The sequence below is a fragment of the Salinibacterium sp. NSLL17 genome, from assembly GCF_015864935.1.
GTDB lineage: Bacteria > Actinomycetota > Actinomycetes > Actinomycetales > Microbacteriaceae > Rhodoglobus.
In genome coordinates this window covers 482582-495539 of sequence record NZ_JADYWH010000001.1, presented here as the reverse complement: position 1 = coordinate 495539, position 12958 = coordinate 482582, and the positions used below count along the sequence as shown (strand labels likewise).

Genomic DNA, 12958 nt, shown 5'->3' with positions numbered 1-12958 from the left:
CCGAGCGCCGCCGGCAGCAAGGCCGCCACGTGCAAGGTTTCCACTGTTTTCCGCTTCCGCTCTCGTTCTCCTCGCCGCTCCCTAGTGGCCGTGCTCACTATCGTGGTGGGCGCAGTGGTCACCGTTTTCTTGGGCCGGGGCGGGGATGTTGAGTGCCGGGTTCATGCCGAAGAAGCCGTTGGGCTTGAGGGTGAACTTGGCGTAGTCCATGGGCATGACGGGCCAGTCTTCCATGCGGGGGAAGTGGGTGAGACCGAAGGTGTGCCACACGACAACATCTTCGGCTTCAACCGAGGCGTCATCCGCAATGTATTTGGCAATGCCGTCGCCACCCGGGTTCTGGTGCACGAAGTCGCCGGCCGCATACCGTTCGCTTGGGTCGTACTTCGTCACGTAGAGATGCTTGGTCGTGAATAGAGCTCGCTTCGCAATCGATGACGACTCGTCTGCCATCAAGGTCGGGCTCTCCTGGGGGTAGAGAACGTACGACGTGGGGCGTCCAGTGCGGTTGGTCTTGTCTGCGCTTGAGATCTGCCACACACGGGATGCCGCACCGTTAGCAACTCGGCCTGACTCGCCTTCCGAGCGGATGCGCGTGACCTGCTTCGTGAAGGCGTTGCCGTATTCATTGCCCGGCCCCATCAGCACGCGCACGGCGTCAATCTCATCCACACTGTTGGCTACACCGTCGACGGTCATGTCGAGTCGTGCCGAAAAGAGGTGCTGGTGATTGGGGCCACCGAGGCCAGGGGCAACTTCCGAGGCGTAGGGGTAGTCCGAGCCATCCGCTTGCAGTCCGGGATACGCCGACGTGAAGAGGATGCCCGTGAGCTTCGACTCACATTCGATGGTGCCGTCGAGGTACAGGTACCAGTAGAAGCCGTAGTCGTAGTTTCCGACTGTGGTGAAGAAGGAGATGACGAGTCGACGAGAGCGCCGAACTTCCGAGGCGCCAGTGAAGAGATCGGTGTGCTTCCACAGTGTGCCGAAGTCTTCCTCGTGCATGCAGATGCCGTTCTGTACGACCTTGGGGGAACCCAGCTCGTCGGCGAAGACCGCGTCAAAGTACTTGATCTCGCCAACACAGTCGCAGCCGAGGGCGAGCGAGTTCGTGTAACGACCGAACAGGTACTCGCCGGTGTCGAAGTAGTTCTGCCAGAAACGGTTGGGCTGCGGGTCGGCGTAGGGAACCACCATTTCGCTAATCGACCCGCGATACATGATTGGGCGGTCGACACCCTGGTCGGCAAAGCTGAGGTTGCGCATGATGAGACCCTCGCGCATGTCGAACCCGATCTGGAATTTCCAGTTGCCCCACTCGACCTGTTCACCGTCGACGAGATAGCTGGGGCCTTCCGGCTGAGTGATGACAATCGGCTTGAGCGCATCGAGCGGTGGTCCCTGCACTGCCGGGTCGTCGTAGTTGCCGCCCTCGGCGGGGATCGGATAAACCTCGTTGTCGACAATGCGCGTCACTTTCATCGCGGCAATGTCGACGTAGGCGGCGAGACCGTCAATCGGGTGCGCCCACACGTGGTCGCCCACGTAGTCAGAGCGGAACGCGAAGATACGCAGAATGCGGCGACCCTCCTCTTCGGGAAAGTCGTAGTAGCCGGAGGAGAGCGGCACAACTTCGACGTCGTTTACGGTGACGCCGCGCTTCGCAAGAGCCGCGATCCAGCCTTCGTCTTGGGCGACGATCTCGCCGACGAGCTCGAATTCTGTGTCGAGGATAGGCAATTGTCCCGCTGATCCGTCGAGCACCGACGTTGAGATGACGGCTCCGAGCCCCAACGAGATGATGTTGTCGCTGGAGTGGCCGGTTGCGAGATCAAGCAGCATGACGCGTGCTTGGCGGTCGGGCATGTCCCCGCCCTCTGCCTCCCACGCTTTCACTTCGTTCTTGGCGGGCTCCTCGAGGCCGACATAAACGAAACGAGTGGTCGTGGTGAAGAAATCCACCGTCGAGGCGATGTCGCGAATCGCGGTGATCTCGTCGGCGCTCAGGCTGCTGAGCGGATGCTGCGGCGCAGTCGAATTGTGGTGGGCTAAGACTGATTTGTCGTTCGTGATCGTCATTCGATTTCCTTCACTTGCGGGGGATGGGGATGATGTGTGCGTGCCGGGCTGGAGCGCCGGGCCGGTGCACAGGGTTGTCCAGTGCGGCGCTCCAGCCCGAACGGATCAGGCGTCGATTGAGTCGATAATCGATTCGTAGGTTGCGGGCTTGGTGCGCTTGAGGATGACTGCCTGAACCAGACCGACAGCGGGAGCGATCACGATCAGCAACAGGAGCAGCACACTCATTACGCCGAAGACGGGGGCTCCCTCGGCATTGACGTCTCCGACCATGACCGGGAAGTACGCGATGATGATCGCGGCGCTGGCGATGAGACCTACCAGGCCCAGCACCGGTGCCAGCTTGGTGTTCCACACTCGTGTGTCGCTCTTCGTGCTGGCGAAGTACACAATGACCGCGACACTCGTGAGAGCCATCAGAATCGCGATGGCTAGCGTTGCGACACCAGCGAACCACGTGAATACCTGGACCACGGGGTCGAGCCCAAGCACCGCAAAAAGAGTGATCAGGGTGCCTGCTGTTACGGTCTGCACGAGAGAAGAGAGGTGCGGCGACAGGTGCTTGGAGTGCACTGAGGCGAGACGTTCCGGAAGCACACCCGTGTTCGACATCGAGTGCTGGTAACGCGTGATGACGTTATGGAACGAGAGCACACACGCGAACATTGCCGTGATCAGCAGGATGTTGACGATGATCTCGCCCGCGACACCGAGGTACTGCGCCACGGTGACCAGAATCATGGCGCCAGGATCTTGGGCCGCGACATCCACCACATTTTCTGGGCCCCACGCCATCACGATCGCCCAGCTGGCGACCGTGTAAAACACACCAACGCCGATGACGGCACTGTACGTGGCGATGGGGATGGTGCGGTCAGGGTCTTTTGCTTCGTCACGGAACACCGCGGTCGCTTCGAAGCCGATGAAGGCGGCAATGGCGAACATGAGGCCGACGCCCGGCGAACCGCTGACGATGTTGGTCGGGTAGAAGGGCTCGAGAGTGAGCCCCTCCGCACCGCCCGAAGCGACGACCGCAATCACGAGCGCGATGACGATGCCGACCTCAGAAACGAGGAAGACCGCAAGCACCTTGGACGAGAGATCGATGTGGCGATAGCCGAGCACACCGACAACGGCAACGACGAGGAGCGAGAAAACCCACCACGGAATCTCCGGGCCGCCCAATGACATCGCCGTCACGCTGAGGATGTAACCGACATAGCCGTGCACCGACACCTGAATGGCGGTGTACGTGAGCATCGCAAGCCACGCACTCGCCAGCCCAGCCGGGCGGCCAAGGCCGTAGCCGACATACGTGAAGAATGCCCCCGGCTTCGGAACGTGACGGGCCATGGCAGAGAGGCCGACAGCGAAGAGCAGCAATACGACGCCAGAGATGACATACATGCTCGGAAAGCCGACACCGTTGCCGATGAGGATGCCCAGCGGCACCGCCCCTCCGACCACAGTGAGCGGTGATGCAGCGGCAACAACCATGAAGACAATCGCGGCGACGCCGAGCTTTCCGGAGAGTTTTGGCTTAGCCAAGGTGTCTGTAGCTGTTGGAGGTGTTCCAGTGGCGGTCATTGCTGTCGTCCAATCAAACGGGAGAGGGGAATGGTCGTAAGGACACTCTGCCGAGGCCGGATTGCGCCGCTGTCACCGCGCGGTAAAAACATCCGTCGCCTGAATGAGACGAGTTTCTGGTGCTGTCTCATTTGGGCTTACCTGCCGGAAACATTTCGGTCTCGCCGCTGTAATCGACCACCGCTAGAGTCGTCGAATCTCGGCACTCTAGGAGCACGCGATGTCAGCACTTGAACGCGCGATCGCGCAGCGCCACCCGGTTCATGGCTTTAGCCGCGAGTCACCGCTTCACGGCCTCGATCGCCGCAGCATCGGTTTCGTCGAGGTGCTTGCTCAATCGGTATCGGCCATTGCCCCGGCGGCAGCCGCCACCACTATGCCGCTGCTGGTCGCGAGCATCGCGGGATCAGCCACCGTCTTCTCGATCGCTACCGCCGGTCTTCTCGCTCTCCTTATCGCCTTCACCGTCAACCAATTCACGCGCCGCATGGCCGCCACTGGATCGCTCTACACCTTTGTGGCCAAAGGCTTCGGCACTGACCGCGCGGGCACAACCGCGACTCTGGCAACAAGTGTTGGCATGCTCATTGGCTACAGCTTCATCGCAATGTTCGCTCTGGCCGGAGGCACCTACTACGTGTCGATCGTTCTCGCGAGAGTCATTCCGGACCTCATCGGCTCACCACTCGCGACGGGCGGGATCATGGTGGCGCTGGCCAGCATTGTGCTGCTGGTTCTCGCCCGCGGCATCCGGCTCTCCTCGAGAGTGACGCTCATGGTGGAGACGCTCTCGGTCGCGGTGCTGCTCATCCTTATCGTTGCGCTCTTGATTCAGATTGGGCCTCACACGGACTGGTCAGCGGTCACTCGTCAGTCCTTCGCAGGTTCGACTGGGTCATTTTCTGGAATCGCAGTCGGCGCGGTGTTAGCGCTCACCGCCTATGTTGGTTTCGAAAGTTCAGCCGCTCTGGGCGTCGAGGTGCGACGCCCGTTTAGAAACATCCCGCGCGCGCTGGTCTGGACCGTGCTGGGCTCTCTCCTCTTTTACGTACTCGCCGCGACCGCTCAAGTGATGGGCTTCGAGGTGCTCGGAGCCGACTTCAGCCAGAGTACGTCGCCGGTCAACGAATTAGCAGAAGGATTCGGGCTTGGCTCCTTTGCCCTTGTTCTCGATATCGGAATCGCGGCATCGTTTCTCGCCTGCACTATCGCGTCAACCACCGCGCTCGCTCGAGTGCTCTTCTCGTTGAGCCGCGACGGAATTTTGCCGCGCCGGCTCGGCTCCACTCATCCGAAACTCCACACACCGCTCTTTGCAATCGGAGTTTCGTTGCTCGCCGTGACCGTCGTGCCGCTGGCGTTCGTGCTCGCTGGTGCTGGCATCTGGAACACCATGCAACTGCTGCTGGTCGTCGCTGCGGCGGGCTACATTACGGCCTACATCATGGTGTGTTTCGCCGCCCCCGCGTTCTTGAACCGCATCGGCGAGCTCAGCATCCGACCGCTGCTCACCGCACTAGTTGCCGGCCTCTCGCTGACCATCGCTTTCGTCACCTACCTCGCCGTTGAAGTAGCCGGAGAACGTGCACTCGCCGTCGCACTCTATGTGGCAGTCATGAGCCTGGGCACTGCCGTTCTGCTGCTGAGAGTTCGCAAGAATCCACGCCTCGCCCTCACGATCGGCAACTACGACGAACCCACCGTGATCGATGTACTCGGCGGCACCACACAGGCGAAGCAGGCGAGTGACTGAATCGACCCCGCCCGCAGTGCCCGAGGCGACGCGCAAGCGTGGAGCCGTCGATGGTCTGCGCGCACGCCAGCCCGCTGCGGTGCACAGCGCGCTGGGGGTTCTTGAGGCGGTAGCCCGACACGGCGCTGGAGTCAGCGCTCGCGAAATCTCCGAAGCCCTCGATCTGCCCCGCGCCACCACCTACCGCCTGCTCAACCTTCTCGTGCAAGACGAATACTTGGTGCGCACCCCCGACCTCCGTGGCTTCGCGCTCGGCAGCAAACTGGAACAGTTTGGCCGCGCAGTGAAGCCCGCAGCTCCCCCGCGCGCCGCCCGCGAGATCATCACCGAGCTTCGCGGCAGCATCCGTGCCGGTGTTCATCTTGTGCGCTACGACGCCACGCACATTGTGCTCAGCGACATCGATCCAGACTTTCCACTCAGCCACCCCGAACGCATCAGCAGAGAGCTCGACTGCTCAGCAATGGGCCGCCTCTTGCTCACCGAACTCGGCCACGACGGCCACCCCTCGTGGGCTGTCGTGCGCCCCGCGTCAAGCATCCACGCCATTACTGAACACGTCACCCGCAGCGGCTACGCGATGCAAAACGGGGAACTGCAACCAGGGCACGGATGCATCGCCGTAGCCATCCGCGACGATCACGATGTGCTCGTGGCTGGCCTCGCCGTCTCGATGCCCGGAGTGCGGGTCGAGAACCCTGCCAAGATCGTCGACTCCCTCAGGGAAGCCGCGCAGGGGTTGGCGCCGCTGTTGTCATGAAATGCGTGTGCAGCCCAATAAGCGGTTAAGTTCTAGCGCTAATTGCAATTCGTTTGGTCGCGGATGCCATTTCGATCGGAGCACTCTATGGAATCTACTTTTAGCGAACAGTACGCAGAGATCGTTCTCCGTGCGAAGAAATCGGCCCGGGCTTATCTGTGTGACGGAGAGTTCGACCACGACGGTATCGACCTCGCGCTCAATTCGATTCTGCGCTCAGAAGTTGCCGAACACTGTGGGCCACTGGGATACGCCCGCAGGGAGATCGAGTGGGGCGGCTAAGCCGAAAGCTCCGGCCGCTTCTTTTCCAAGGAACGGATGTACGCCGCATTCCCGCTGATCGCCGCCCTGTACCTATCTATGTCGGGAGAAGGAACGAACTCTACCACTAGATCGAGGAGCGCTGCGACGGCCGCATCATGCCGCCCGGCGGCGTGCAACGTAATCGCCTCAAAAGCACCCAGCGCAGGGGACTCCGGGAATGCGCTGCGTGCTGTCGCAAACACCTCCCGAGATTTGTCGTATTCGCCTAAGTTTCTGAGCGTTGAGCCGTACTGAACGTAGCAACGGCGGAGCAGATCGCCCTCCAGCCCGGCGGCGAGAGCGCGCTCGTAAAAACCCCGGGCTGTTTCTTCCTGGTCAGCCGTGTCATACGCCCCTCCCAGCTCATAGAGCACTCGAGCGTTCTGGGAATGCGAAGCGTAGAGGGGAAGCAGCGAATCTATTGTTGGCTGCATGTTTTCCCGGTCCCTGGCGGCGAAGATCCGGTCAAGCTCATCGTCTAGATTCATGCCGCACAGTCTGCCACGGGCGCTCTCGGCAGGAGACCTGGTCGATGGTTTTTGGTTAGTGAAGGCCAGCCGCCATTTCCCGATAGACAGTGGAGAGCTCTGTCGCGCGAGCGCCCCAGTCCAATGTTTCGCGACCTTCAAGATAGGCGGCGAGATCCTCGATGTGGATTTGCCAGCCTGCACCGTGGTGATGATAAACATCGAGCGGCAGGCCAGACTCCTCGACGATTAGCCTCGTGCCGGCCGGTTCCTCAACCAACGTGACGTCAATCACGCCGGGTGCGTCGTCATCCGACCAGGTCGTTATTCGCAAGTGTCTGGGTGACTCGCAAATGTCAACGCGGCCGGATCCTTCCCAGCCACTGGTAAACGTGGCGCTGAACTCTCCACCAATGGTGAGATCGCCATCCACGGTCACGATCCAACGCGCGAGTCGGCTCGGCACCGTAATCGCGGACCACAGGTCGTCGATGTTCGTCGCATAGACGTCCTCAACGAGAACGACGCCTGCGCCGTTCTCCTCCCGCACACTGCCCAGAATTTTGGTAACTCCGGATCCTTCAGGCATCGCTATTCCCTTTTCTCTCGTTTACCGCGTGCGACTTCGCTTTTTTGCCGCGTGCGACCTCAGTGTGGAGCGCGTCGAGGCGGTGTTCCCACAGCGCGCGATATTCCTCCAGCCACTCGTCAAGCTCTTGGAGCGGCTCGGGGCGCAGCGAGTAGATGCGATGCTGCGCCTCGCTGTGAACATCCACTAACCCAACTTCACGCAAGACCCTGAGATGGCGAGAAACACCGGGGCGCGCGATCGGAAGAAGCGCTGCGAGTTCGGTGACATTCGTCGGACCCAATCGAAGTCGGGCGAGTAGAGTGCGTCGGCTTTCGTCTGAGATTGCCTGCAGCATCGTGTCCATACGTTGAATGTACCACCTTGGGTACGTACACGCGAGGTTACATTCTCGTTTTGTCTACCGCATCCGATGTACTGGTTATCAGCGTCGCATCGTAGCCGCGGGTCAACCCGCCGCGAAGGGTAGAGCACACGCAATGCACGTTTATTGATGCATCTGATAATGCTAGGATAAACGTGCATCGCACAATGCACTGTTATCCGTGCATCGTAGTTTCGGGTCTGGCAGGGACAAAGGGAAGGAGCATCCGATGCCCACCATTGGGATCACCAACTTCAAGGACCTCGGCGCCGTCGTGAAGGTTGCACGGCAAGCACAGGGCATCCGCCAAGAGGACGTCGCAGAAACGCTGGGATTCTCGCGCAACTACCTGCGCGAAATCGAATCCGGCAAACCGAACCTCTTCGCGTCGAGGCTGTTCCGCACCCTCAATAAGCTCGGCATCCGCGTCACCGTCACGTACGAACTGACGCGTCAGAGCTCCGAAGCCGACGAGGCCCAGAGCGAGGCCGGAGCACGCGATGGCGAGTGAACTCGCAGTATTTCTTCATGAACAGCGCATCGGAACGCTAACTCGGGCCGCACGGGGTTCTGCCGAGCAAGTCCGACTCACATGGGCTGCGGACTATCAGCCCGGTGCAGTGCGCTTAACCGAAAGCTTCACCACCGTCCCCGGCGCTCGAACCGACGTGAACCTGGTGTCACGGTTCCTTGGAGGTTACGGGCCCGAGGGCAACCAGCGCGAAGCGATGGCTTCGGAGCGCGGGATACAACCGAACGATCTTTTCGGCATCCTTCGCGAATTCGGTGGATCGCTCGCCGGCGCCCTGACCTTTCTCCCGGTCGGAGACAATCCCGCGAGCTCGGCATCCTATGAACCGCTGAGCGACGCTGAACTGAACCGGATGCTGAAGAGGGCAGTTGAGGATCACGACCTTGGGCAGCGAGATGACAGCCGCTCGATGATCCCGGGCTTTCAGCCCAAACTTCTGTTGGCGAACTTCGGAGCCGGCTGGCGGCAGCCGCACGGCAGTGCCCACTCCACCCACATCATCAAGCCCCAAGTGTCATCGCGCCCTCATCTGATCGCGGACGAATACTTCAGCCACCAGCTCACCCGCGCCATGGGGCTCTCCCATTTCGAAAGCGAACTCCACACCGTCGGCCGCACCTCCTATCTGGCGATCGAACGCTTTGACCGCGCCGTCCACGGCGAAACTGTCAGGCTCGTTCACCAAGAAGACTGCGCGCAGGCCCTCGGCCTCGACTGGATAAACGCGAGCTCAAAGTTTCAAGACAAGAACTGGCCCGCGAACCCGCAACGCCCCAGCGCAGCGAGGATCGCTGAAGCTGCGGCTAGCTTAAATGGAGAAAACCCGCTCTCGGAGTGGTTGCGCCAGCTCACTTACCGGGTGCTCGTTGGCGACAACGATGGCCACGCAAAGAACACCGGAATCCTTCACCTCCCCGGCGAAGATACCCTCACCCAGCTCTACGACGCGGTGCCCAACCTCTACCAGGCAGGCCGTATCGACTGGACCATGGCCTTAGCGATCGATGGGCAATTCGACCACCGCCGCATCAGTGCCGAACGGCTCATCAATGAAGCCACAGGTTGGGGAGTCATGACGCCGAGATCAATCGAAAAAACGGTCACAGAGACCTTCGCGGCATTCAGCTCAGCGCTCAACAGCACTCGGCCACCCGCCGGCATTTCGCCCGGTCTCCTCGACGGCCTGGAATGGAATCTCAGCCGCCTGATCGCTGGGGATGAGATCAGCGAACCGCGGCGCTAAGGGATCGACTAACTGGCATCAGCTGACGCAGAGGCGTGCAGTCCAATCATCCATCCGCGCGCGGAGGGCGCTCTCAGTGAGGTCGCTGTATCCGACACCGAGATAGTTGGGGGCCCAGGTTTCAACGCGCGAGGCCGACCGGGCGGCAGCCACCAGATCCCATGCCTGGATGTCGGGAAGGGAGTGCCCCGATTCGCGCTCGTATTCCGCGAGAAAATGATCTGCCGCATCGATGGATCCGAGGAGCACGAGGTCGAGGCGGCACCATGACACATCCAAGCCGCGTGGAGCGCTGCGAGCGCCCGACCAATCGACGACACCGGTGAGCACGTCACCCTCCCACAGGGCATTTCCGCACCAAAAATCGTAGTGAGTGAGAACGCGGTCAGCCCGATCAAGTTGCTGCCACGCCCCGCGCCCACGAGTCTCTATCGCGCTGACACCCTTCGGGGTTTCCCACGACAGGGTTCGGAGGCCGACACTGTCGAGTTCGTGGATCTGGGCCAATACCGCCGCCATCTGCTCTGCGACCCTGCGCAGTGGCACGTCGGGTGAGGGCGGGCCGCCGGGGACCACCGACGTGACGATGAACGGGGATTCGCCGAACTGACCGGTAGCGACGAGCCGCGGCACACGCTCCCCCAGAGCAGCGACTCGGTCGAGGATTGGTGGCTCGTGCACGACCGCATCGTCCAGTGTCGGGAACACTCTGACGACATACTCGGCGGTCGAGTCCGCGACCACAAGCGTCGTCGCGTGCTGGCCGCCAGCCAGCGGTCGAACGAGCGTGATCGCGCGACCCAGCTTCTCCGACACTGCGGCGATAACGCCATCCACCTCCACAACCGTCACGTAACTCATACTCGCATGTGCTGAACCGCATTAGGACGAGGCGGTCAGCTGTAGTCGGCCGCGACCGACTGGGTTGTCGCGTCGAGCGTGATCATGCCGCCGTGGGGAATGATCCACTGGGGTCGGGTGTGGCCGAAGGGGGCACCGACGCACACGAGCCCGAGTGAGATGCTAGTCGCGTGACTGCATCCGCGAATCGTGAGCACGCTTCGATTGAGGTGCGCCCCTATACCGAGCTGGATGCCGCCAGCACGCTGGCCGTCTTCATCGCCGCGGTGACCCAAACGGCATCCGCTGACTACACCGTCGAGCAGACGGAAGCCTGGGCGGATATCGATGCGCGGGACCTGCACTCTTGGGGCCGCGCGATGGCGGCGCGAAACAGTTTTGTCGCGACCATCGATGAAGAGGTCGCAGGGTTCTCCGATGTGAGCGCCACCGGGTACATCGACATGATGTTTGTCGCGCCGCGATTTCTGCGACGTGGGGTTGCGCGGCGGCTCCTCGCTCACGCGGAAGCCGTGGCTTCCGATTCGGGAGCACGCGTGCTGACCGCCGACGTGAGCATCACCGCCAGACCGTTCTTCGAACGTTTCGGATTCGTCGTCACTGCTGAACAGCATCCAGTGAAGCGCGGCGTTGAGCTGACGAACTTCGCGATGCTCAAACCCCTGCCCTAATCAGCGCTCACAGGTAGTGAAGTGAGCGCAGGTTCGGCGGGAACAGGCCGGAGAAATCCCCTCTTTGCAGCCCGCGATCCCCGAGCTGTGCGGCAGATAATATTGCAGGATGACCGGACCTGAGGGCGCTCTAGGAGCGGTGCTCGAAACGATGTCCTGGGTCGGCCTCGTTCCCGGCATCCCGCTACTCCTTTTCGGCTGGATTCTCGCTCTGCGGGCATGCAAGTGGATCGCGACCACTGCCGAAGTATTCGAAGCCGGAGGCTTTCAGGGCTTTCGCTGGTCCGATGGTGATGGCAGGCAGTACTCCGTCCTTCACGAGCCATCCGAGGTTCCGAACATGGATGTCGGCGCCCCAGTCACGCTCCACTACGACCAGTGCCATCCCTCTCGGTGGAGTCTCGCACGGCCCCGCCGCACGAACGCCGCCATCGTCATCGGCTCGATACTCACCGGAATTGGCCTTCTGAGCGTCGTTGCGGGCTTCATTCTGATGGCGTTGTGAGCATGCGCTCAGGCTACTCGCCACCCCCGACACTTTTCTCACGACTAAGGGGCACCTCAGAGAGCAACGCTCATCCCTCGCTCGCCTTCGACGGCGACGCTGGGATCGCCGAAGCAGGCGGCGGTGAGGTGGTCTCCTTCCCCACGAACTCGTGCCCGAGTTCATCCCAACTCCGCCCCAACTGTGGCAGGGTGGTTTCGTGTCACCACGGCAACCATCAGACCATGATTATGACTCGGCCCCAGCGACAAACGTGCTTCGTCTGGCGGCCTTCGCCTCTGAGCCCGGAGGGGGAAACCCTGCCGGCGTCGTCCTCGATGCCTCCGCTCTCAGCGACGCTGCGATGCAGCGAATCGCTGCGGATGTCGGGTACGCCGAGACAGCGTTCCTCATCGAGCCCGGCAGCGACACCGACAGAACCGTTCGAGTGCGCTACTTCTCTCCCGTGGCCGAGGTGCCATTTTGCGGCCACGCGACCGTTGCGACAGCTGTTGCTCTGGCAGAGCGCCGGGGAACCGGTTCCTTCACATTCGAGACTCCGGTTGGGCTCGTCATCGTTCACACAGCGCGATCGGATGCGGATTCGGATGCGGCCATCACTCCAGCAGGAGGCGCGGCTAGCGCTTCGGTGACAGCCTCGTTCACGAGCGTTGAACCTCACGTTCGTGAACTCGACCCCGTGGTTGCCGACACTCTGCTCTCGCTCTTGGGACTCCAGCGTTCCGACCTCGATGACCACTGGCCTCTGGGGGAGGCCTTTGCCGGCAACTGGCATCCCATTGTCACGATCCGCTCCCAAGAAGTCTTTGATGCCTTTAGCTTCGACCCGGCCAGCATCCGTGCTCTGATGGACGAGCGCGGATGGGCGGGAACGGTCACCGTGGTTTGCCGCCAGCACTCCGATGAGTCGTCAACCCTGCGGGTGGAAGCGCGCAACCTTTTCCCGGTGGGCGACATCACCGAAGACCCCGCCACGGGGTCAGCGGCCGCGTCGCTCGGCGCATACCTTCGAGCGTTGGGGGCGATCGAGCCTCCCGCCCGGTTCGGGGTGCACCAAGGGCGCCATGTTGGCCGCCCCAGCCTGCTCATGGTCGACGTGCCGCCCACCGGTGGCGTCACCGTAACAGGCACCGCAACCCCCATCTCCTGACCCAGTCGAGCAAGCGCGACACCTTCGCGCACCTAGGTAGACTGGAACCAGCCGGCGTGAGCACCCCGGCATCCATAATCTTCTGGGAGAAGCC

General features: G+C 61.7%; 14 protein-coding genes. 8 read left to right on the top strand and 6 right to left on the bottom strand.

The annotated features are described in order from the left end of the window. Positions 1-81 precede the first annotated feature (81 nt). Positions 82-2079 carry a primary-amine oxidase gene (locus I6E51_RS02360; protein WP_197109322.1) on the bottom strand — a complete coding sequence of 666 codons (1998 nt, stop codon included), beginning with the start codon at positions 2077-2079 and terminating at the stop codon, positions 82-84. Positions 2080-2184: 105 nt separating this feature from the next. After that, positions 2185-3627, bottom strand: a complete 1443-nt coding sequence (locus I6E51_RS02355) for an APC family permease (RefSeq protein WP_231599627.1) — start codon at positions 3625-3627, stop codon at positions 2185-2187. A 259-nt stretch (positions 3628-3886) separates the two neighbouring features. Between I6E51_RS02355 and I6E51_RS02350 the strand changes: the two genes are divergently transcribed. The 3 genes from I6E51_RS02350 to I6E51_RS02340 all read left to right on the top strand — a co-directional run bounded on the left by I6E51_RS02350 (position 3887) and on the right by I6E51_RS02340 (position 6461). Beyond that, on the top strand, positions 3887-5419 hold the full coding sequence (locus tag I6E51_RS02350; protein ID WP_197109320.1) for an APC family permease: 1533 nt from the start codon (positions 3887-3889) through the stop codon (positions 5417-5419). Then, complete coding sequence (locus I6E51_RS02345; RefSeq protein ID WP_307783768.1) at positions 5412-6179, top strand: helix-turn-helix domain-containing protein; 768 nt, start codon at positions 5412-5414, stop codon at positions 6177-6179. The genes I6E51_RS02350 and I6E51_RS02345 overlap by 8 nt, the downstream gene beginning before the upstream one ends. 87 nt (positions 6180-6266) lie before the next feature. Beyond that, entirely contained in the window at positions 6267-6461 is a 195-nt protein-coding gene (locus I6E51_RS02340; RefSeq protein WP_197109318.1) for a hypothetical protein, read from the top strand. On the opposite strand, the gene I6E51_RS02335 is transcribed toward I6E51_RS02340, so the two are convergent. From I6E51_RS02335 to I6E51_RS02325, 3 genes are read right to left on the bottom strand one after another with little or no spacing between them, the layout of a single operon-like run. After that, complete coding sequence (locus I6E51_RS02335; protein WP_197109317.1) at positions 6458-6970, bottom strand: tetratricopeptide repeat protein; 513 nt, start codon at positions 6968-6970, stop codon at positions 6458-6460. The genes I6E51_RS02340 and I6E51_RS02335 overlap by 4 nt on opposite strands. Before the next feature lie 55 nt (positions 6971-7025). Next, positions 7026-7538 carry an SRPBCC family protein gene (locus tag I6E51_RS02330; RefSeq protein WP_197109316.1) on the bottom strand — a complete coding sequence of 171 codons (513 nt, stop codon included), beginning with the start codon at positions 7536-7538 and terminating at the stop codon, positions 7026-7028. Continuing rightward, positions 7531-7884 carry a helix-turn-helix transcriptional regulator gene (locus I6E51_RS02325; protein WP_197109315.1) on the bottom strand — a complete coding sequence of 118 codons (354 nt, stop codon included), beginning with the start codon at positions 7882-7884 and terminating at the stop codon, positions 7531-7533. Before I6E51_RS02325 ends, I6E51_RS02330 begins: the two co-directional genes overlap by 8 nt. Positions 7885-8131: 247 nt before the next feature. Between I6E51_RS02325 and I6E51_RS02320 the strand changes: the two genes are divergently transcribed. Together I6E51_RS02320 and I6E51_RS02315 are read left to right on the top strand one after the other, a co-directional pair. After that, the gene (locus I6E51_RS02320) at positions 8132-8413 is read left to right on the top strand and encodes a helix-turn-helix domain-containing protein (RefSeq protein ID WP_197109314.1); all 282 of its coding nucleotides are present in this window, start codon (positions 8132-8134) and stop codon (positions 8411-8413) included. Continuing rightward, positions 8403-9677, top strand: coding sequence for a type II toxin-antitoxin system HipA family toxin (locus I6E51_RS02315; RefSeq protein ID WP_197109313.1), 1275 nt, complete (start codon positions 8403-8405; stop codon positions 9675-9677). Before I6E51_RS02320 ends, I6E51_RS02315 begins: the two co-directional genes overlap by 11 nt. Before the next feature lie 18 nt (positions 9678-9695). On the opposite strand, the gene I6E51_RS02310 is transcribed toward I6E51_RS02315, so the two are convergent. After that, on the bottom strand, positions 9696-10538 hold the full coding sequence (locus tag I6E51_RS02310; protein ID WP_231599626.1) for a phosphotransferase family protein: 843 nt from the start codon (positions 10536-10538) through the stop codon (positions 9696-9698). Between the two features lie 170 nt (positions 10539-10708). Here I6E51_RS02310 and I6E51_RS02305 point away from each other — a divergent pair, with 170 nt between their 5' ends. From I6E51_RS02305 to I6E51_RS02295, 3 genes are all read left to right on the top strand, one after another. Further along, positions 10709-11209 carry a GNAT family N-acetyltransferase gene (locus I6E51_RS02305; protein ID WP_197109312.1) on the top strand — a complete coding sequence of 167 codons (501 nt, stop codon included), beginning with the start codon at positions 10709-10711 and terminating at the stop codon, positions 11207-11209. Between the two features lie 109 nt (positions 11210-11318). Further along, complete coding sequence (locus tag I6E51_RS02300) at positions 11319-11714, top strand: hypothetical protein (protein WP_231599625.1); 396 nt, start codon at positions 11319-11321, stop codon at positions 11712-11714. A 199-nt stretch (positions 11715-11913) separates the two neighbouring features. Then, entirely contained in the window at positions 11914-12864 is a 951-nt protein-coding gene (locus I6E51_RS02295; protein ID WP_307783767.1) for a PhzF family phenazine biosynthesis protein, read from the top strand. The last annotated feature ends 94 nt before the right edge of the window (positions 12865-12958 follow it).

Excerpts from the sequence above, each read along its gene's own strand:
- I6E51_RS02335 (WP_197109317.1), bottom strand. The coding sequence starts at position 6,970 with ATGAATCTAGACGATGAGCTTGACCGGATCTTCGCCGCCAGGGACCGG.
- I6E51_RS02350 (WP_197109320.1), top strand. The coding sequence starts at position 3,887 with ATGTCAGCACTTGAACGCGCGATCGCGCAGCGCCACCCGGTTCATGGC.
- I6E51_RS02310 (WP_231599626.1), bottom strand. The coding sequence starts at position 10,538 with ATGAGTTACGTGACGGTTGTGGAGGTGGATGGCGTTATCGCCGCAGTG.
- I6E51_RS02340 (WP_197109318.1), top strand. The coding sequence starts at position 6,267 with ATGGAATCTACTTTTAGCGAACAGTACGCAGAGATCGTTCTCCGTGCG.
- I6E51_RS02325 (WP_197109315.1), bottom strand. The coding sequence starts at position 7,884 with ATGGACACGATGCTGCAGGCAATCTCAGACGAAAGCCGACGCACTCTA.
- I6E51_RS02320 (WP_197109314.1), top strand. The coding sequence starts at position 8,132 with ATGCCCACCATTGGGATCACCAACTTCAAGGACCTCGGCGCCGTCGTG.
- I6E51_RS02330 (WP_197109316.1), bottom strand. The coding sequence starts at position 7,538 with ATGCCTGAAGGATCCGGAGTTACCAAAATTCTGGGCAGTGTGCGGGAG.
- I6E51_RS02360 (WP_197109322.1), bottom strand. The coding sequence starts at position 2,079 with ATGACGATCACGAACGACAAATCAGTCTTAGCCCACCACAATTCGACT.
- I6E51_RS02300 (WP_231599625.1), top strand. The coding sequence starts at position 11,319 with ATGACCGGACCTGAGGGCGCTCTAGGAGCGGTGCTCGAAACGATGTCC.
- I6E51_RS02315 (WP_197109313.1), top strand. The coding sequence starts at position 8,403 with ATGGCGAGTGAACTCGCAGTATTTCTTCATGAACAGCGCATCGGAACG.